Below are 18,168 nucleotides of genomic sequence, written 5' to 3' on the forward strand. Positions count from 1 at the left end.
GCAGGCAAAACCTGCCGGTTCAGGAAAAATGCAATGCAATTTCTATTTTGGGCAAGAAATTACCCTGAACTTCGCCTAGCGAATGGCGTACAGCCGTAAAATTATTGTTAGAGTTTTCAAACGGTCTTCGCAGTTTTGCGGGAAGAAAACACTGAAGAATGGGAGCAGTCTTTACAACTCTTAAAGTACTTTAACTATTCCTCAGATAGGGCAGGCAGGGTGTTGCATCTATAGAATTTGTTTGCCTCCTCGATCCGTTAGGGCGAGGCTGTTTTTTTGCGTCTGGCGGTGCGAAGCAGTTCCCCTTTTGAGGTAATCGCTCTTCTTTCCTAAAACTCACAACTCCTATTCCTTTCCAATTAAGGCAAACTTGAGATCGCCATAATTTAAGAAGCGATTCAGGCTATTCATACAGCTAATCGATTAGAGTTCATTTACGGCAACTGCACAGGAGGTTTCTACCTAACATGAATCGAGCAATTTCCTTAGAGAAAACATTTCCTCCCGCAGCAGAAAAGCAGCCTTATGTGCATGATCTGCATGGGGATCAACGGTATGACGATTATTTTTGGATGCGCGATCGCCAAGATCCCAAAGTAATTGCTTACCTAGAAGCAGAAAATGCCTACACCCAATCCGTGATGCAGCACACGGAAGAACTGCAAACCATGCTGTACCAGGAAATGCTGGCTCGAATTCAAGAAACCGACCTATCAGTGCCCTATCGCAAAGGCGATTTCTACTACTATTCGCGCACTGAAGAAGGCAAAGCTTACTCGATTTACTGCCGCAAACGAGGTAGCCTCGACGCACCCGAAGAAGTGCTGCTCGACCAAAACCAACTTGCTGCAGAGCATGAGTTTTTTCAGCTTGGTTTATTGCAGGTTAGCCCTGACCATCAGCTACTAGCCTATTCCGTCGATACCAGCGGGTCAGAACGCTACACGCTATTTTTCATGGATCTGGAAACTCGCCAGCTGTTCCCAGAAGGCATTACCGAAACTTCGCCTGCTTTTGCCTGGGCGAATGACAGCAAGACCGTATTTTATACGCAAGTAGACGCGACCAATCGTCCGTTTAAGCTGTTTCGACATGAGGTGGGCAACAACACGGCGGAGGATGCGCTGATCCACCACGAAGCCGACGATTCGTACTTTCTAGGCGTTGGTAAGACTCGCAGCGAAGCTTACATTTTGCTGCATCTGGAGAGCAAAATTACTTCAGAAGTGCATTACCTGGAAGCTGCCAACCCGACGGATGAGTTTCGGTTGATTCATCCGCGATCGTCCGGGATGGAGTACGGCATTGAACATCACAACGACTCTTTTTACATTGTCACTAACGACAACGCAATCAACTTCAAGCTAATGAAAGCTCCGGTAGATGCACCCGCCAAGGAAAATTGGCAGACGGTGATTCCCCATCGCGAAGACGTGATGATATCCGGTGTGAGTGCCTTTGCGGATCATCTGGTGATTTATGAGCAAGCGGCAGGCTTACCGACAATTCGCGTTCGTCAGCTTTCCACAGGTGATGAACATGATATTGAATTCCCAGAGCCGACCTACGACGTTTCCCCTGGCGGCAACCCAGAATTTAACACGACAATTCTGCGATTTAGCTACACCTCTCTGGTGACTCCTAATTCGGTCTATGACTACAACATGGAAACACGAGAACGGGAGCTAAAGAAGGAAACTCCCGTTTTGGGTGGCTATGACAAAACTCAGTATGTGAGCGAACGCATCACTGCAACTGCTGCGGATGGCACTCAAGTTCCGATCTCGATTGTTTGCAAAAAAGGAATTGAGAAGAATGGCGCAAATCCATTCCTGCTGACAGGCTACGGCTCCTATGGCTTTAGCTACCCGGTGTCGTTTTCGTCTAGCCGACTATCGCTGTTAGATCGGGGCGTGGTGATGGCGATCGCCCACATTCGCGGCGGTGCTGAAATGGGACGCAAGTGGTACGAAGACGGCAAGTTTTTGAAAAAGAAGAATACTTTTACCGACTTCATTGCCTGTGCCGAGCACGTAATTGCAGAAGGTTGGACATCGAGCGATCGCCTCGCTATCTCTGGTGGCAGTGCAGGCGGCTTACTCATGGGAGCCGTAATTAACGCCCGCCCTGAACTGTTTAATATCGTGGTGGCTCACGTTCCCTTTGTGGATGTGGTTACCACCATTTTGGATACGTCCCTGCCGCTCTCGGCGTTGGAATGGGAAGAATGGGGTAACCCCAACAACAAAGCCTACTACGACTACATGAAATCCTATTCGCCTTATGACAACGTCGAGGCAAAGGATTATCCGCATTTGCTAATTACTGCTGGCTTAAATGACTCCCGCGTGCAGTACTGGGAACCCGCTAAGTGGACGGCAAAGTTGCGATCGCTCAAAACCGACAAAAATATCCTGCTGCTCAAGACCAACATGGGGGCAGGTCATGGTGGTGCATCCGGACGCTACGAGCGACTCAAGGAAATTGCTTTTGAGTATGCGTTTTTGTTGGATCGATGGGGGATGGTTTAGAAGAAAGGAGCTGATCAAGGTTGATTTTTTGTGTGCTGAGTACGCAAAAAATCAACCTTGATCAGCTCCTCATATCCCAGCAATATCTTTGTCATTTTGGCTACAACTGATTCTGGTAATCTATGATGTTGAATCAACTTGATTAAGTTGTAGCGGGTTAGATTAGGGTCGGTGAAATGAAAAGCGCCCTGGAGTAAAAGTTAAATGATTGAAGTTGAGCATTTGAGTAAGGTCTATGGCTCGACCCCGGCGATCCAGGATGTCACGTTTGCGGTAGAGCCAGGGGAAATTTTGGGATTTCTTGGCCCCAACGGAGCCGGAAAGACCACGACCATGCGAATTTTGACCGGATATTTGCCTGCGACGGGTGGTACAGCCAAGGTTGCTGGGTTTGATGTGCATGAAGACTCAATGGCAGTCCGCAAGCGAATCGGCTATTTGCCAGAAACGCCGCCGCTTTACCCCGACATGACCGTCGAGGGTTTTTTGTATTTTGTGGCGCGGCTCAAGGGCGTAGCGGCTGGCGATCGCTCCAACCGAGTCCAGTCTGCCCTATCTCGCTGCAATCTCCAGGAAAAGCGCAACGTCTTAATTCGCAAACTGTCCAAGGGCTTTCGGCAACGGGTAGGAATTGCTCAGGCGATCGTTCACGATCCACCCGCCATCATTTTGGATGAACCGACCGTCGGGCTTGACCCACGCCAAATTATTGATGTTCGCAATCTGATCAAAAGTCTGGCAGGAGATCACACGATTATCCTCTCGACCCACATTTTGCCAGAGGTCAGTATGACCTGTAGCCGCGTCGCCATCATCAATAAGGGGCGCGTCGTTGCGACCAATACCCCTGACCAACTAGTTGCACAACTCAGGGGTGGTGCAGGCTATGAGCTAGAGGTCGAAGGTAATTTTGAGGCAGTGCAGCAGCGGTTGCAGACCTTACCCGGAGTGCAGGCTGTAGAAGCGATCGCCGCCGAAATGCTGCCCGAAAATCATTACAAAATTCGTATCACTTCCACACCTGAAGCCGATCCGGGGCGAGATGTTGCAGCGGCGATCGTTGGGACGGGGCTGGGGCTCTATGAAATGAAACGGGTTCAGGTCAGCCTGGAAGATGTGTTCCTGGAACTCACTACTGAAGAGAAAACACCAGACGCAAGTTTGCCAGAACCAGAACTCACAGAATCAGACCCATCAGAGGTGACAGGCTCCTCACAGCCATCAGGAAATCCATCAGAAGGAGAAGCAGCTTAGATGCGTGTCATCTTAGGAAACGTTTTGGCGATCTACCGTAAAGAGCTGCAAAGCTATTTTGCTTCCCCCTTTGCCTACATCATCGCAGGGGTGTTTTGGCTGCTCAGCGGTATATTTTTTGCGATATTAATGCTTAGCCCTCAGGGGTTAATTGCTCAAATTGCCCTTCGCGATCAGATGGGTGTAACCGAACCAGTCGATGTTGCCTATGAATTCCTCAATGCTTATTTAGGAGTACTAGGTTCACTCTCCCTGTTTTTGCTGCCAATGCTCTCGATGGGGCTGTATGCCGAAGAACGCAAGCGCGGCACCCTGGAATTGCTTGCTACTTCCCCGATCACAAACTGGGCCGTGGCACTGGGTAAACTGCTGGGCGTGCTGACTTTCTTTATCACAATGGTGCTGCCGCTGCTGGTCTACGAGTCGATCGCCCTTAGCGCTGCCGACCCGCCCGTTCAGCCTACCGTTATGCTGTTGGGTCACGCAGGTTTGATTCTACTTGCAGCTGGAGTGTTATCCCTGGGCATGTTTGTCTCTTCGCTCACTGACAGCACCATTTTGGCTGCAATTCTCACTTTTACGCTGATCTTGTTTTTGTGGATTGTTGAGTCGATCGCCGGAAGCCTCAGCGGTTGGGCAGGAGAAGCCTTAGGACATCTTTCTCTCCTGAAACACTATACCGACCTGATTCAGGGCACTGTCAACACCAGTGGGTTGATTCTGTTTGCTAGCTATATTCTGCTAGGGATCTTTCTTACTGCTCAGTCGATTGAAACCTTCCGGTTCCAGCGCTCGTAGAAACTGTTTAGATAACAAATTGTCCTCGTAAGGGCGTAGCATTCGGCAGAAAGTCTCTGGAGAGCCACAAGTCAGCGCCCGAATGCTACGCCCCTACCCCTAGCTGGACAATCAATTCAATCTGGATTCTCCTATCTCCTAATCCTCAATTCCTAACTCCTAATCCCCTTCATTCCCATGAAAACCGCCATTAAATGGAAGTACATTAAATATCTATTTTGGCTAGGTCCAATATTAATCATCATGGGGCTTTCAGCCGGAGTGGTTGCTGGAAGTTGGGGTCCTTTACCTCTAGCTTTGATTATGGCTGGAGTTATCATTTCAGGGATTTGGCTGTTTTCTGAACCCGCTGTCCTGAAAGGATTTTTGGATCGTCGTTCGACTCAAGCTGGCACCAACGCCCTAGCTGCAACCCTGGCGGTTTTGGTGATCTTGGGACTGATTAACTTCCTGGGTGTGCGCTACTCCAAGCAGGTTGACCTGACGGAAAATCAGCTATTTACGCTCTCACCCCAGACCCAGGAAGTTTTGCAAAACCTGGAACAGCCCGTCAAAATTTGGGTGTTTGCCATTACGCCAAACCCAAACGATCGCAGGCTGCTCGAAAACTATCAGCGGCAGAGCAGTCAGTTTAGCTTTGAGTATGTTGACCCTCAGGCACGACCGGGACTAGCACGAGATTTCGGGGTACAGCAGGCGGGTGAGGTCTATCTGGAAAGAGGCGAAAATCGGACATTCCTTCAGCAGATTGCTCAAGAACCACTGTCAGAACGCAGAATTACCAATGCAGTTGGGCAAATCGCCAGCGATCGCCAACCCAAGGTTTATTTCCTTCAGGGACATGGAGAGCGAGCGCTAGAGCCGGGGCAGGGTAGCTTCTCTCAAGCTCTGGGCAGTCTGGGGGATGAAAACTTTGTTGCCGAACCGCTGAACCTGGCTGAAAATCCAGACATTCCTGAAGACACAACGGTTTTAGTATTGGCTGGACCCCAGCGAGCACTGCTACCACCAGAAGTCACCGCCCTGCGAAACTATCTTCAGCGCAAAAGCGGACTCCTGTTGATGCTCGACCCCGACACCGATCCGGGTTTAGGGGCACTGCTGCAAGACTGGGGCATCAGCCTAGACGATCGCCTGATTATTGACCCCAACGGACAGACAGCCGGAGTGAATGCAGCAGTCACCATCGTCACACAATACGGTGTTCACCCAATTACAGAAGAGTTTGGCGATGGCATTTCCTTTTATCCGCTGGCTCGACCGATTGGCGTAACTGAAACCCCAGAAGTAGAAGCCTCACCGCTGCTGCTGACGGGCGATCGCGTCCAAGCAAAGCCTATTCCCGAAAGTGGTGAGCTAAACTTTGACCCCAATCTTCCGCCGCAAGGTTCACTGACGTTGGGTGTGGCGCTGAGCCGTCCTGTACCCGACGAAGCACCACAAGCAGAAGCGAGCCCCAGCCCTGCGCCATCTCCCTCACCTGAAGCATCAGCGTCTCCTACGCCATCCCCTTCACCTGAGGCATCAGCATCTCCTACGCCATCTCCCTCACCTGAAGCGTCAGCATCTCCAGACGCAGATGAAGCTACTGAAGCGGAGGACGATGAAACCGCATCGGAAACCAGACTAGTTGTGATTGGCAACTCTAGCTTTGCGACAGACGGACTGTTTGAGCAGCAGCTCAATGGCGATGTGTTTCTCAACTCGGTAAACTGGCTGAGCCAGCAAGATACTCAGGTGCTTTCCATTCGTCCCAAAGAGGCAACCAATCGCCGCATCATCATGACACCTCGACAGCAAATCACCTCAGCCCTGACCGCACTGGTGATTTTGCCTGTGTTGGGCTTTGGGGCAGCAATTTTAGTTTGGCTACGGCGGCGATAAGGAGTTAGCGCAAATGAAGTTTAAGCCGACTACTTTGGCACTGGTGGCGATCGCCACTATTCTAGGTGGAGTTGTTTATTTCACCGAAACCCGCAATTCCTCCGACCCAGAAGCGACAGAAGAGGGAGACGGTAGCATCTTTGAATTTGAAGAAGACCAGGTGCAGTCCTTCACGGTAGAAACGCCAGAACGAACCCTATCTTTTGAGAAAGATGATGCAGGGCAATGGCAAATGCAGCAGCCGGAATCTGGTCTGGCGAGTGATGCCTCTGTTGCCTATTTGCTGAATTTATTAGCGACTGGGGAGAGCGATATCATTCTCACTGTCCCTGCTACCGATACAGCAGAATTTGGTCTGGATGAACCGACAGCAACGATTAATGTCGTGCTAGACAACCAGGAAACCCACCAGTTGATTTTGGGTAGCGCCAACTTTGACAACAGTGCGATTTACGCTCAGGCTGATCCAGAAGCTGACTCCGAGCCTGAACCAGCGACTGAGGAAGGGAATTCAGAGCAAACAGCCGACACGCCAGAAATCAGCGTCTTACAGGTTTCTCCAGACTTTGAGAATGCAGTGAATCGTCCATTAGAGGAATGGCGATCGCAGCCCGACGAACCACCTCCTACAAATTCACCTTCACCCTCCACAGCGCCACCTGATACGAGTGGATCGGGTGCTGCGGAACCTGAAGCGAGTCCACCCGCAGCAAATCCACCTGCAGCAAATCCGCCTGAATCAAGTGAACCTGAGGCGAGTGCCCCCGCAGTTAGTCCACCTGCAGCTGAATCAACACAACCCGCAGAAGGAAATTAAGCAGATTTCCGAGGAAGGGTAGAACTTGCGCAGGGGCGAACATATGTTCGCCCTGCTTAGCATTTTTAGCTCCTGATGAGGAGATTTTTGAAGAATTGTTTCAGATTTATATACCTACGGAAAGAAATTTACTGGCCTTGTTACTCTACGGAAAGAGATGAATTTACTCCTTCGCCATGACAAAAATTCCTGATAGCGTTAGCACTCTAGAACTATCTAAGCTCTGCATTTACAAAGCCCTGAAAGAGATAGAAGCTCAGCAAGAGCAGGATAGAAAAACCGAGAAAAAGGACTGATAGTTAGCAGTCCTCGGTCATTATTCCTGGGTCATTGGCTATTTGTCATTTGTGAGAAGTTGACTACAGAGTTAACTGCAAATGACAAAAAACAAATAACCAAGGACAAAGTTATAGATTTGTAACTAGTCTGGCTTTCCTTAGAGCGAACTGCAAAAAGCTCTCCTGGCGAGCAATAATATTTGCCTCTGCTTCCATATCTGCCTGTAGCTGACACTGGCGATTGCCAGTGGTTAGAACTGTCTCCTCCGGTTGAATCGTCACCTCACAAGAGTTTGTAGTGAATGCTGGTTCAGGACTGCCTGATGCTGGCGCTGCTGAACTTAGCGCGAGGGGCGACCGCATCCACCGAGATTACCATTACAGTCCCTCCAAGGGTGCCGTAGTTAGGGAAGGGGCAGGCATTAGCGTGTAAGCGAACGGGTTACTCTAGTTTCGCATCGTTAATGTCCTGGGTGGCGATCGCAATACCTATAGAACTCACCAAAACAATACCGTCCCTAGTTGTCCAACGGCTATAGGCGGTAAAAGTTCTTTTGCTCTGACCGAGCGCAAAGACAATGGAGAGCAGATTTCAAGCAGAGGAACTTTAGGATATGGAAGTATAAAAGCTGTAAACTCACTTTTAATTCTTCCACTCATTTTGACAGGGTGAAAATTAGGGCAGGGCGGCTGTCTGAAGTAGCCATTTGACAGGAATTTCTTGTAAAGGAATAGTGAATTGTCCAGGCGGAACCCCGACTTTTAGCAATGACGATTAAGATAGATGAAGAAACGGTCAAGCTAGAAAAACCTCATGACCCAAGCCCTATTCCAGTCTGCTGCTGTTCCCCGGCTAAATGCCCCTACCCTGCATCGCTTACCCAATGGTTTAACCATTGTTGCTGAGCGGATGCCCGTCGAAGCAGTCAACCTTAGCCTGTGGCTGGGGATTGGCTCAGCGGTAGAGCCTGACTCGATCAACGGCATGGCTCACTTCTTAGAACACATGATTTTTAAGGGAACGGCTCACCTGGAAAGCGGTGAGTTTGAACGCTTGATTGAGCAACGAGGCGCTGTCACCAATGCCGCTACTAGTCAAGACTACACCCACTACTACATCACTACTGCGCCCAAAGATTTTGCTGAATTGGCTCCCCTTCAGGTTGAGGTGGTGATGAATGCGGCAATTCCTGATGAAGCGTTTGAGCGAGAAAGGTTTGTCATTTTAGAAGAAATCCGCCGCGCCAATGACAATCCGCGCCGTCGCACCTTCTACCGTTCGATGGATCTTGGCTTTGAGCGGTTGCCTTATCGCCGTCCCGTATTGGGACCTACGGCTGTGGTTGAGCAACTGACCCCGCAGCAAATGCGCGATTTTCACTCAACCTGGTATCAGCCGCAGTCCATTACAGCTGTAGCGGTCGGCAATTTACCCGTTGAGGAACTGATTCAGACAGTTGCAGAGAGCTTTGCTAAAGCAGAAACCCGCTCTGAGCTGGCAAGCGACCACCTTCCAACGCTTCCTAACACAACTCCCGAATCCGCTTTCTCCACCATTCAGCGCCAGGAATATGTTGATAGCAGCCTGCAACAGGCGCGTCTGGTCATGGTATGGCGTGTTCCCGGTACGGTGAATCTCCAGGAAACCTATGCGTTAGATATTCTCGCTTCCGTTTTAGGACAGGGACGTACAGCCCGCCTATTCCGAGATTTGCGCGAAGAAAGAAAGTTAGTCACTAACATCTCAGTCAGCAACATGACCTACACGCAGCAGGGACTTTTCTACATCTCGGCTCAGCTTCCGGTCGAAAATCTGGAGACTGTGGAGCAGGCGATCGCCCAACACATCCGCACCGTTCAGACAGAGCCGATTAACGAAAGTGAGATTGCCAGAATCCGCACCCTAGTTGCTAACCGATATGTTTTTGCCAATGAGACACCAGGCGATCGCGCTGGACTTTACGGCTACTACCAGTCTGTTGTAGGCGACCTCACCCCCGCATTCAACTATCCCGCCCGCATTCAGGTGATCAATGCAGCAGAGTTGCAAACTGCGGCACAGCAGTACCTTTCACCTGATGCTTACGGTGTGATGACGATCAAACCTGCCTGATGCAGTTTTAACAAGCTGCTTCATTAAGAGAAAAAATGGGAGAGGGCAAAACCTTCTCCCATTTTTTGATCACTCCTCAAACGAAATGAGCAGCTTACGCAGCAATTGAGCGAGTTCTTTTCGTTCTGATTCCTTTAACCCGTTGAGGAGACGATGTTCATTTGCAACGTGAGCCTCAACTGCTCTTTCAATCAGGTCAAACCCTTTGCGGGTTAACTGAATTAACGTTCCTCGGCGATCGCCCGGATCAGGAATACGCTTCACGAGATCAGCCTGTTCCAGGCGGTCAATCCGATGGGTCATCGTCCCTGACGAAACCATTAGAGTGTTGAATAGCTCCGTCGGTGAAAGCTGATATGGCTGACCAGAACGCCGCAAGGTTGCCAGCACATCGAATTCTCCAGAGTGTAAGCCAAACTCTGAAAACGTCTCTTGAATTCCTCGATCTAAGTATTTCGAGAGCCGCTCCATTCTGCCGATGATGCCCATAGGGGATACGTCCAAATCAGGACGTTCTTTCTGCCATTGAGCCAAAATCGCATCGACTGGATCGCACTTCATTCTGCTGCTTACTCAACTGAATTCTCGACATCAACTATCTTAACATCAAGATATTTTGCTACAATCTTGGCATCAAGTATCTTGCCTTCGAGATAAACAAGGACTTTCACCCATGAATGAACGGACAATTTATCTTTTAGCTGCTCTAGCAGGTGGGGCAGTTCTTCCAGTTCAAGTTGCCTTAAATACCCTACTGCGGCGCTATGTAGGTGAACCGATGCAGGTTACGTTTATTTCTTATCTTGCAGGTGCTTTAGCATCACTTGCGATCTGTTTCGTTGCACGATATCCCCTTCCTGCTGCTGCTGCTCTGACTCAGACTTCCTGGTGGATGTGGATTGGTGGATGTTTAGGCACGTTTTATGTGTGGTCAACGATTTTCGCAACGCCTAAAATTGGAGCCGCTCTTGCCCTTGCACTCACGATCGCCGGTCAAATGATTGCAGCACTTTTCTTAGATCACTATGGTGCGATCGGGTTGACTCGATATGCTGCAAGCCCAACTCGCATTGCAGGTGTTGTATTAGTAGTTCTGGGTGTTTCCCTGGTTGCCTACGTAAGACGTTAATTCAACCATTTGGCAAAAGCATGAGCCCGATTATTGAATTAAGCGGACTCAATGCCCACATGATGATCAAAGGTTCCGTCGAGTCCTGGTTCAAACGAAGAAGTACGAGCGATCGCATCCAGATTAATAGGACCGTAGACATGAGGGAAAAGCTCGCTTCCTCCTTCTAGGTTTTCGTAAACGAGACGGGGGTGTAGCAGTTCAGTCTCGATGTGCAGAAGGATCAGACCTCGCATGTTTCTGAAGAGATGGTTAGCGACTCGAACCACCTGGTTAGCATCGGAACAGTGAATAAAACCTTCCGACCGAAAGAACTCAGCCTCGTATTGTCCTTGACCTTTGGCATCGTGCCACCGGCGCTCTGTAGTGATGTGGTAAATCGTCGTCATTAGATTTTTGTTAAACCGCTGTTGGTAACTTTAACAGACTGTTTATCTCCACCACATTGACTTGAGTACTCGATGTTCCCGTTCGGTTCAGCCATATGGACCTCATGCCAACAGATTGGCTTCCCAAAACATCAACTTCCAAGTTATCGCCCACGTAAACACAACCTTGTGGTTTGAGCGATGCTCTGCGGTACGCTTCTAGAAAGATTTGCGGATTGGGTTTGGCAACTCCAACCTCTTCCGAAATAACGACGACCTCGAACCTACTTTCTAATTCCAAACGATGCAGTTTCAATTTCTGTTGGTCTGTATTTCCGTTTGAGATGATGCCCAACCTGTGACCCGATAAAGCGGAAAGGCAAGGCAAAACATCATCAAACAATGTCCAGCTATCCTCATAACTCCGTAAATAAATCTCAAAACGCGCATCGGCTTCAGAATCCGAAAGGATAGGATTAACTTCTGCAAAAAGTTCTCGAATACGATGGCGGCGATGCTCTAAAAATGAGATTTCGCCTCTGGTAAAAGCGCCAAAGTACTTTAGCAGAACTGAATCCCACAATGCACAGAACTCATCTTCTGAATGAGGCAGCAGATGGTTGAATTGGCTGAGGAACAAGCGAGCCGCACGAATCTGAGCTTGCTTGTGATTGACCAATGTGTCGTCTATGTCAAACAGTATCATCGTTTGCAGTATGCCAAACGCAACCAAGCTGCGCGTGGCAGCATAACATTGCCCATTACCCGCCGCAGCTAACTTTTAATTTTCAACAGATAACTTCTCGACGGTCGGCGTGCAGGGGTGTTGTTAGAATGCGATCGCTTGCTTTAAGCATGAGCATGGTGCGTTCCCAAAAATCTATCAGTAGAGTAGCAAGAGTTGCATTAAGGAATGCACCCTACAAGATCGGCGATCGCACTGGGATGTACCCATCATTGAACTTGGATTTTCTCAATCAAATATTTAGCTTTTGCTAATACCCATGATTCAGTTCTCTCGCTCTCTGCAATTTTGTTCAGAGCATCTACGGCACGGTTTTCCCGAAAAATACGAGGAGACTGTGAAACTCTAGTTCTTGCCCCGCTTTCTTCATACCCCTCAATCTTCATCAAGGCTTCAATTAGATCATCATCTCTCTTTTCACGATCACTGAATGCCTCAAAGTATTTAACAAAGCATCCCATTCCAATTGACTGAATGCTTCTATATAGTTGGTCATCGTTCATCACCATACCCCCAAGCACTAATCTGCATAACGATTGAGATGAGCCGCCGTAGACAATCTTGATTTCAACAGATAACTTCTCGACGGTCGGTTTGCATGGGCGCTGCTAGACTGCAACGCTTGCTTTGAAAATTCATAAATACGATGCGTTCCTAAAAACTTATCCGTGAAGGACTAGAAGTTAGATTTGGGAACACACCCTACAAGATCGGCGATCGCACTGAAAGTTAAGCAGGCTAACGGCAAAGCTCATCGGACACAGTAGCCTCGAACACTCAACCAGCTCACTGCGTTCCGGTGCAGCGACGTGTTAGGCTACGATTGCCCTATCCACCAAACAATATGTGTGGATTTTGCTGGATAAGTTCTACCGGAATAGGAACATTCAGTTTTTCAGATAATTCAAGGACGTTGTTGCTAAAGTCCGTAACTCCTGCAATACCGACAGCAATAGCACAGGCAGCTAACCACAGCGAACGAATTCGTTTGCCTAGTCGCTTAGGATCTCGTTTCTGTTCATCAGCTAAGTCTGCCTGTAACTCCTCAATCTCAATCTCAATGTCTGCCTGCTGTTCTTTAGGAAATGTTTTAATAGCTGCCTTGAGAGATTGGATGAGTTTGGTTATCTCGTCTATATTTACACTGATTTGAATTGAATAGTCATTAAATTGCCCGCCCTCTTGGTAACCACCTTCTGCGGCAAATCCTCCGCCAAACTTCGATCCTCGTAGGTCATATTTTGATCCTTGACTCTCCGCCATAGTCTTTACAATTTCTACCAGTGTTGACTTCTCAACTTTCTCAGCTTCTACCAGCTTTGCATAATTTTCAACCTGTCTTTCAAGTTGCTTGATGTTTCGCTCATATAGTTCTTTAGCGGAGGCTTCGATAGCTGCACGATCAGCTTCAACTGATGCTCCTAGTGAAATAACAAATACCTGCCTATTGCAATTAATTCCCTGAATCGTAATATCATCATCTTGATATTTCGCTCTAAGTTCCATGAATGACTGAAAGAACGCTTTCCAGTCAATACCTTCAGTGAAGGTAATGTCGATTGTTTCTAGTGCACTTTCAATAATTTGAAACCGTTGGGTAAATTCACCGGGAGCAAAATTATTGTTGGGGGCAACCGGAAGACGAGACTCAAATTGATCCTTCTCTATATTCCATTTGCGGAAAATATATTTACATTCAATATCATCTAAATCAGTTGTATGCCCAATTTGCCAACTCTCGATGCAGGCTCCAGTAATTATCGCTCTATTAAAACCTGCATCCAGAACTTGAGAAAAGGAGAGGTTTGAATGGTGCAGGTCAGCATCTTGAAATTCAGCTGCACAGAGATTGGCGTAGCTGAGATCTGCTGCAACTATATCAGCCTTGAAGAGGTCAGCGTCGTTAAGTTTGGCATAAATAAGACAAGCCCCATGCAGATTAGCTTGTTTTAGGTTGGCGTAGCTCAGAATTGCAAAAGCAAGATTAGCCCCATGCAGATTGGCGTTACTGAGATTAGTGTCACTAAAATTGGCATAGCTCAGAGCAACACCGCTAAGATTGACGCTGCTCAAATCAGGCTCTGTATCGTTATTTTGCTCTCGCCACTGATTCCAAACTTTAACCCCTTGCATGAGAATTTCTAGATGTTCTGGGTTTGCCATTGCATATAACTTATGCCTGTCACATTTTTGAAAGTTTAGCAGTTGAGCTAAGCAGAACAACTATCAAAGTGCATGTCATTGATTCAAACGAAGTAGCCTAACAATTTATTGTACTGAAATTTTCCGTATAGCCCCTACCCCAGGCTATTATCCCAAAACTTTATGGATAAAGTGCTTTTCAAGCGCATCACCCGGAAAGTTTCCGTATAAAACCTGTTGTCTGGAGAATTATCTTGAAAGTTTCTGCATTATTTCAGAATTTAGCAGAGGGGTTTACTAGTGATATTTGTTACATAGACAAATGACATCTATGACAACTATGAATCTTTCCTTCAAGTTTTTCGATCGGCTAGAAATGTATGCGTCAGAGGCATTATTTCTACCAAGCCGAAAAAAGTTGTATTCAATGGAATAAACGCTTTGCTGCTTTTCATGACATGAAATCACGTGTTAAATCAAGGGGGACGAGGAATAAAGAGTCCACCGAATTAATGGGATATTCCCATCCCCCATCTTCTACCTTCTAACCTCCCCTTCTCCGATCGCGAGTCAAAATACTCATTACTTCACCAGAACTCGGTGCAGGTAACAAAGGACTCCAGGCATTGGGTTCAGCAAAGCCTCGATGATATAAGTCGTGGATCGTTTCAGTTACACCATCGCGAGAGCCAATGATGAGAACTCGCAGGCGATCGCGCTCACTATTTTGAAGCGCCGAAACTTCCCTCTCAACAGCGGGTTCGTTGGGAGATTCTAGGAATTGAGACATAAGTTGTGACTCCTTGAGGTTTTTGAGGAAACCCCAAAAACCTAGCCACCCCGCACTAATTCACACGTTGCAATGAGTGAGAGAACTAAAAGTGAGTTTACTTTCACTTTCATGTCCTAAAGGATCAGCAACGCTTTTTTGACATGACAAGTCGGGGTGGCTAAGGGAGTGTTAAAATTCACCGTTAGCCGCCAGACTGGTACCGCAGTTTGGGGGTTAGTCGCTCATTGCTGCTCGCAACAGCTTTGAGCGGCGCTAGATCTTTGGGTTTAGTCGGGTTGCCGTGAGTAAAAAAGACAACCTTAACGTGAGAGCATATCTGAGCGGACGGTATTTAGTCAAGGTGACAAGTTACAGAGTTTTTGAGCCAAGATAGAGGCGCTCTGTCTCCGCGACCTGCTATGAATCTTCTTTCAAAGCTCCGCTATGGATTGATAGCTGGGATGATGGTTGGGTTGATTCAACTGGGGGCGATCGCCTGCAATCCAGTCACTTCACCCGATTCTCCGGCTCCCTCAGTGCCCAGCCCATCCGTATCTGTCGCGGCAGAGATCTCAAATAGCGATGGATTGATTCGGGTAGACCCTCCATCTGTCGCGCCAGAGTTTCGCAACGAGTGGCCGGCAGAGCTAGAAGAAGAGTTTTGGCAGCGGGCAAATGTAGCGATCGAACATTACGCCGATGAGGGCTATGGCAATACCAGTGGTGAAAATGAGAAGAAATCTTATCCGCTAGCAATGTTTGACTTCCTTGCCGGAAATCGTGAAGAAGCGATCTCTTTTCTAGAAAATGATGATGCCGATGGGTCGGATCATGCCCATACCGAAGGCATTGATTATTACTTTGCCTTCACGCTAAAAGGGCAAATTCGCAAATACTTTTTCTTTGGACAGTGGCTCGATCCTGACTATCGGCAGCGTATGTTTGAGGGTGCAAAACGTTGGACAGAGGAAGACCCCAATGGGCGATCGCACCCCCTTTATGGCAACGGCACAGGAACCGGAGGTGATTGGAGCATCCAGCGGCGTGGCGGCTGGGTCGATGGTCGCAACACTGATAATCTCAGAGCCATGCGAGAAGTCGCCGTTTACCTGATGGCAGAGGAAACAGACAATGAAGATACCCGCCAGCTTTATAAACAAAAACTTCAGCGCTATGTTGAAGCTCTCTACAACATTGGGATGGGAGAGTGGGATTCAGAAAACTATCATGGTCACACCTTTTCTGCTTATCTCAACCTTTATGATTTCGCCAAAGATCCAGAAGTCACTCAGCTTGCCAAAGCAGCACTCGACTGGATGTCAGCCGCAGGTGCAGTGAAGTATTACCGGGGCGGCTTTGGTGGCCCAACCAAGCGGGACTACGGTTCCAGCAACGTGGTATATGGGTCAGCCGCAGCTCGATTGCTCTGGCACTATTTTGGCGATGCAGTTGGCGATAATCCTGAACCCGAACGAGATGCGATTCATGTAATCACCAGTGCCTACCGTCCACCGTTAGCGGTTGTGGCACTGGCGCGTCGTGAGTTTGACCGTCCTGTAGAAGTGCTAGCTACAAAACCGACTTATGAAAACTGGAAAGAAGGAGGTGATGAACAGCCTGCCTATTGGGAAACTACTTTCTTTGGTCAAACCTATCAAATGGGAAGCGTCGCGGCAGATTTTGCCGATGGAGATGTTGGACCGTTTAAGTTAATGGCGGATAACTCAGAGCGAGGAGTCAATTATTTTGTGGTGAATACGGGAGGCGATCGCGTCGAACCGGGTAAACGAGAAGGCGATCAAATTGGGCAATATCGTAACCTCCTCATCTGGCTCAGACCTGCCGCAGATACTCCCTTTCATTTTCAAATTCCCAAGACGGCTCAAACCGAAATTCGAGACAATATCTGGTTTTTCCAACTCGAAAATACTTGGCTGGCGATTCACCCGATTAACTTAAGTGCCTTTGAAGCGATTGATATTTCCGATGAAAAAGCCGCCGAACTCTACACCAACGAACAAACCCTCAGAGCCACCATTCAAGGTAATGGCTACGCCGGATTTGCCCTAGAAGTAGGAGAACCCGACTCTCACGGCAGCTACGCCGAATTTAAGCAAAACGTAGTGGAACGAAGCCAACTCACATTTAGGCAAACTCTCCCTCAAAACTTCTCGACCAACGCGCAAGACACCGTTCAATTCACCAGTAGCACAGGCAGCACCTTGGGACTGACTCATAATCCTGAGAACGAACTCCCTCAAATCACCAGAAACGGGGAAGAACACAACTGGTCAGATCACTTCGCCCTATACCAACCCACCGAAGGCAACGCCCCTATCTCTCTCGGCTGGAAGCAAGGCACTCTGCGCGTTGAAGCAGGTGGTGAAGTGTTTGAATCATCGGTCGTTGCTGGGAACGAAGGATAAAACCTTCCCTAACCTCTCCAAGAAAAGTCTTTAGGAGATTTCTAAGAAAAAATTTACCCCTGGGTAGGGGCAGGTTTTGACAGAATCTTTGCAGTTGACCGACAGCTTTAATGCTAAACCTGCCCCTACAGGTATCTTGTTTGCTAGAAATCTCCTTAGACGTGAATACAAACTGTTTGGAGTTAACGGTTAACAAGATGAAATGATATGAGATGTATCTTTTCATCTCCTAATTGCTATGGATCGCAAGCGTGAACCTGCCGTCAGTCTGTTGCTCTATCACGTGTTTAAGTGGTCGGTGGTTAGCCCGATGCTGCACGGCTATTTTCGAGGACGGGTCTATAATGCGGAGCGGGTGCCGAAGCAAGGGTCGCTGGTCGTTGTGGCGAATCATGCCAGCGATTTTGATCCGCCGATTTTGTCTTGCTCGGTGCGTCGTCCCGTTTCCTACATGGCAAAAGAGGAATTGTTTAAGGTGCCGGTGCTGAGCCGGGCAATTCAACTCTATGGCGCATATCCGGTAAAGCGAGGATCGCCAGATCGCAGCGCAATTCGGGCAGCCCTGGCGCAGCTAGAGGCGGGCTGGGCAGTCGGAATTTTTTTGCAGGGGACGCGCACTCCCGATGCACGCATTCCTGAGCCAAAGCTAGGAGCAGCGATGATTGCAGCCAAGGCTCAGGCTCCACTGCTGCCAGTAAGTTTATGGGGAACCGAAGCCATTACGACGAAAGGCGATCGCCTCCCTAATCCCGTGCCCCTAACCATTCGCATTGGAGAAGCGATCGCCCCTCCTGCGTCAACCAATCGGGCAGAACTAGAATCTGTGACACAGCAGTGTGTTACTGCAATTCACGCGATGCATGACTTAGGACGGTGAGGATTAAAGCCTGAGATGGAATGCGATCTGGGGT

The 18,168-nt window shown here is 48.4% G+C and carries 16 protein-coding genes; 9 read left to right on the forward strand and 7 right to left on the reverse strand.

Features of this window, described 5'->3' with window-relative positions; all coding sequences use genetic code 11:
* The first annotated feature begins 467 nt into the window (after positions 1-467).
* From H6F93_RS17215 to H6F93_RS17235, 5 genes are all read left to right on the forward strand, one after another.
* Complete coding sequence (locus H6F93_RS17215) at positions 468-2,531, forward strand: S9 family peptidase (RefSeq protein WP_190683074.1); 2,064 nt, start codon at positions 468-470, stop codon at positions 2,529-2,531.
* Between the two features lie 204 nt (positions 2,532-2,735).
* The gene (locus tag H6F93_RS17220; RefSeq protein ID WP_190683077.1) at positions 2,736-3,785 is read left to right on the forward strand and encodes an ABC transporter ATP-binding protein; all 1,050 of its coding nucleotides are present in this window, start codon (positions 2,736-2,738) and stop codon (positions 3,783-3,785) included.
* The gene (locus H6F93_RS17225; protein ID WP_190642187.1) at positions 3,786-4,583 is read left to right on the forward strand and encodes an ABC transporter permease; all 798 of its coding nucleotides are present in this window, start codon (positions 3,786-3,788) and stop codon (positions 4,581-4,583) included. It begins immediately after the preceding gene.
* A 177-nt stretch (positions 4,584-4,760) separates the two neighbouring features.
* Positions 4,761-6,467, forward strand: coding sequence for a GldG family protein (locus tag H6F93_RS17230; protein WP_190683080.1), 1,707 nt, complete (start codon positions 4,761-4,763; stop codon positions 6,465-6,467).
* 13 nt (positions 6,468-6,480) lie between these two features.
* Complete coding sequence (locus tag H6F93_RS17235; protein WP_190683082.1) at positions 6,481-7,284, forward strand: DUF4340 domain-containing protein; 804 nt, start codon at positions 6,481-6,483, stop codon at positions 7,282-7,284.
* A gap of 407 nt (positions 7,285-7,691) precedes the next feature.
* Here H6F93_RS17235 and H6F93_RS17240 read toward each other — a convergent pair whose 3' ends face one another.
* Positions 7,692-7,925 (reverse strand): hypothetical protein, encoded by a 234-nt coding sequence (locus tag H6F93_RS17240; protein WP_190683085.1) that lies wholly within the window; start codon positions 7,923-7,925, stop codon positions 7,692-7,694.
* Between the two features lie 451 nt (positions 7,926-8,376).
* On the opposite strand from H6F93_RS17240, the gene H6F93_RS17245 reads away from it, so the two are divergent.
* The gene (locus H6F93_RS17245) at positions 8,377-9,675 is read left to right on the forward strand and encodes a M16 family metallopeptidase (RefSeq protein ID WP_190683088.1); all 1,299 of its coding nucleotides are present in this window, start codon (positions 8,377-8,379) and stop codon (positions 9,673-9,675) included.
* Positions 9,676-9,744: 69 nt separating this feature from the next.
* Here the strand turns inward: H6F93_RS17245 and H6F93_RS17250 are convergent, their stop codons facing one another.
* Positions 9,745-10,236, reverse strand: a complete 492-nt coding sequence (locus H6F93_RS17250; RefSeq protein ID WP_190683091.1) for a MarR family winged helix-turn-helix transcriptional regulator — start codon at positions 10,234-10,236, stop codon at positions 9,745-9,747.
* Positions 10,237-10,348: 112 nt separating this feature from the next.
* Between H6F93_RS17250 and H6F93_RS17255 the strand changes: the two genes are divergently transcribed.
* Positions 10,349-10,804 carry a DMT family transporter gene (locus H6F93_RS17255; RefSeq protein WP_190683098.1) on the forward strand — a complete coding sequence of 152 codons (456 nt, stop codon included), beginning with the start codon at positions 10,349-10,351 and terminating at the stop codon, positions 10,802-10,804.
* 38 nt (positions 10,805-10,842) lie between these two features.
* On the opposite strand, the gene H6F93_RS17260 is transcribed toward H6F93_RS17255, so the two are convergent.
* The 5 genes from H6F93_RS17260 to H6F93_RS17280 all read right to left on the reverse strand — a co-directional run bounded on the left by H6F93_RS17260 (position 10,843) and on the right by H6F93_RS17280 (position 14,849).
* Entirely contained in the window at positions 10,843-11,193 is a 351-nt protein-coding gene (locus H6F93_RS17260; protein ID WP_190642194.1) for a DUF952 domain-containing protein, read from the reverse strand.
* 10 nt (positions 11,194-11,203) lie between these two features.
* Positions 11,204-11,878 (reverse strand): HAD family hydrolase, encoded by a 675-nt coding sequence (locus tag H6F93_RS17265; protein WP_190683101.1) that lies wholly within the window; start codon positions 11,876-11,878, stop codon positions 11,204-11,206.
* A 248-nt stretch (positions 11,879-12,126) separates the two neighbouring features.
* The gene (locus tag H6F93_RS17270) at positions 12,127-12,420 is read right to left on the reverse strand and encodes a hypothetical protein (RefSeq protein ID WP_190683102.1); all 294 of its coding nucleotides are present in this window, start codon (positions 12,418-12,420) and stop codon (positions 12,127-12,129) included.
* Positions 12,421-12,745: 325 nt separating this feature from the next.
* A complete protein-coding gene (locus tag H6F93_RS17275; RefSeq protein WP_190683103.1) occupies positions 12,746-14,080 on the reverse strand; it encodes a pentapeptide repeat-containing protein in 1,335 nt (444 codons plus the stop codon).
* 523 nt (positions 14,081-14,603) lie between these two features.
* Positions 14,604-14,849: a hypothetical protein gene (locus tag H6F93_RS17280; RefSeq protein WP_190683105.1), complete on the reverse strand. Its 246-nt coding sequence runs from the start codon at positions 14,847-14,849 to the stop codon at positions 14,604-14,606.
* Positions 14,850-15,250: 401 nt separating this feature from the next.
* On the opposite strand from H6F93_RS17280, the gene H6F93_RS17285 reads away from it, so the two are divergent.
* On the forward strand, positions 15,251-17,257 hold the full coding sequence (locus H6F93_RS17285; protein ID WP_199313781.1) for a hypothetical protein: 2,007 nt from the start codon (positions 15,251-15,253) through the stop codon (positions 17,255-17,257).
* A gap of 238 nt (positions 17,258-17,495) precedes the next feature.
* Positions 17,496-18,134: a lysophospholipid acyltransferase family protein gene (locus tag H6F93_RS17290; protein ID WP_190683108.1), complete on the forward strand. Its 639-nt coding sequence runs from the start codon at positions 17,496-17,498 to the stop codon at positions 18,132-18,134.
* Positions 18,135-18,168: the final 34 nt, after the last annotated feature.

Source organism: Leptolyngbya sp. FACHB-671 (assembly GCF_014695745.1).
GTDB lineage: Bacteria > Cyanobacteriota > Cyanobacteriia > Elainellales > Elainellaceae > JAAUTN01.

What these genes read in the sequence shown, in the direction of transcription:
- H6F93_RS17215 (WP_190683074.1), top strand. Translation starts at nt 468, where the DNA reads ATGAATCGAGCAATTTCCTTAGAGAAAACATTTCCTCCCGCAGCAGAA.
- H6F93_RS17220 (WP_190683077.1), top strand. Translation starts at nt 2,736, where the DNA reads ATGATTGAAGTTGAGCATTTGAGTAAGGTCTATGGCTCGACCCCGGCG.
- H6F93_RS17225 (WP_190642187.1), top strand. Translation starts at nt 3,786, where the DNA reads ATGCGTGTCATCTTAGGAAACGTTTTGGCGATCTACCGTAAAGAGCTG.
- H6F93_RS17230 (WP_190683080.1), top strand. Translation starts at nt 4,761, where the DNA reads ATGAAAACCGCCATTAAATGGAAGTACATTAAATATCTATTTTGGCTA.
- H6F93_RS17235 (WP_190683082.1), top strand. Translation starts at nt 6,481, where the DNA reads ATGAAGTTTAAGCCGACTACTTTGGCACTGGTGGCGATCGCCACTATT.
- H6F93_RS17240 (WP_190683085.1), bottom strand. Translation starts at nt 7,925, where the DNA reads ATGCGGTCGCCCCTCGCGCTAAGTTCAGCAGCGCCAGCATCAGGCAGT.
- H6F93_RS17245 (WP_190683088.1), top strand. Translation starts at nt 8,377, where the DNA reads ATGACCCAAGCCCTATTCCAGTCTGCTGCTGTTCCCCGGCTAAATGCC.
- H6F93_RS17250 (WP_190683091.1), bottom strand. Translation starts at nt 10,236, where the DNA reads ATGAAGTGCGATCCAGTCGATGCGATTTTGGCTCAATGGCAGAAAGAA.
- H6F93_RS17255 (WP_190683098.1), top strand. Translation starts at nt 10,349, where the DNA reads ATGAATGAACGGACAATTTATCTTTTAGCTGCTCTAGCAGGTGGGGCA.
- H6F93_RS17260 (WP_190642194.1), bottom strand. Translation starts at nt 11,193, where the DNA reads ATGACGACGATTTACCACATCACTACAGAGCGCCGGTGGCACGATGCC.
- H6F93_RS17265 (WP_190683101.1), bottom strand. Translation starts at nt 11,878, where the DNA reads ATGATACTGTTTGACATAGACGACACATTGGTCAATCACAAGCAAGCT.
- H6F93_RS17270 (WP_190683102.1), bottom strand. Translation starts at nt 12,420, where the DNA reads ATGAACGATGACCAACTATATAGAAGCATTCAGTCAATTGGAATGGGA.
- H6F93_RS17275 (WP_190683103.1), bottom strand. Translation starts at nt 14,080, where the DNA reads ATGGCAAACCCAGAACATCTAGAAATTCTCATGCAAGGGGTTAAAGTT.
- H6F93_RS17280 (WP_190683105.1), bottom strand. Translation starts at nt 14,849, where the DNA reads ATGTCTCAATTCCTAGAATCTCCCAACGAACCCGCTGTTGAGAGGGAA.
- H6F93_RS17285 (WP_199313781.1), top strand. Translation starts at nt 15,251, where the DNA reads ATGAATCTTCTTTCAAAGCTCCGCTATGGATTGATAGCTGGGATGATG.
- H6F93_RS17290 (WP_190683108.1), top strand. Translation starts at nt 17,496, where the DNA reads ATGGATCGCAAGCGTGAACCTGCCGTCAGTCTGTTGCTCTATCACGTG.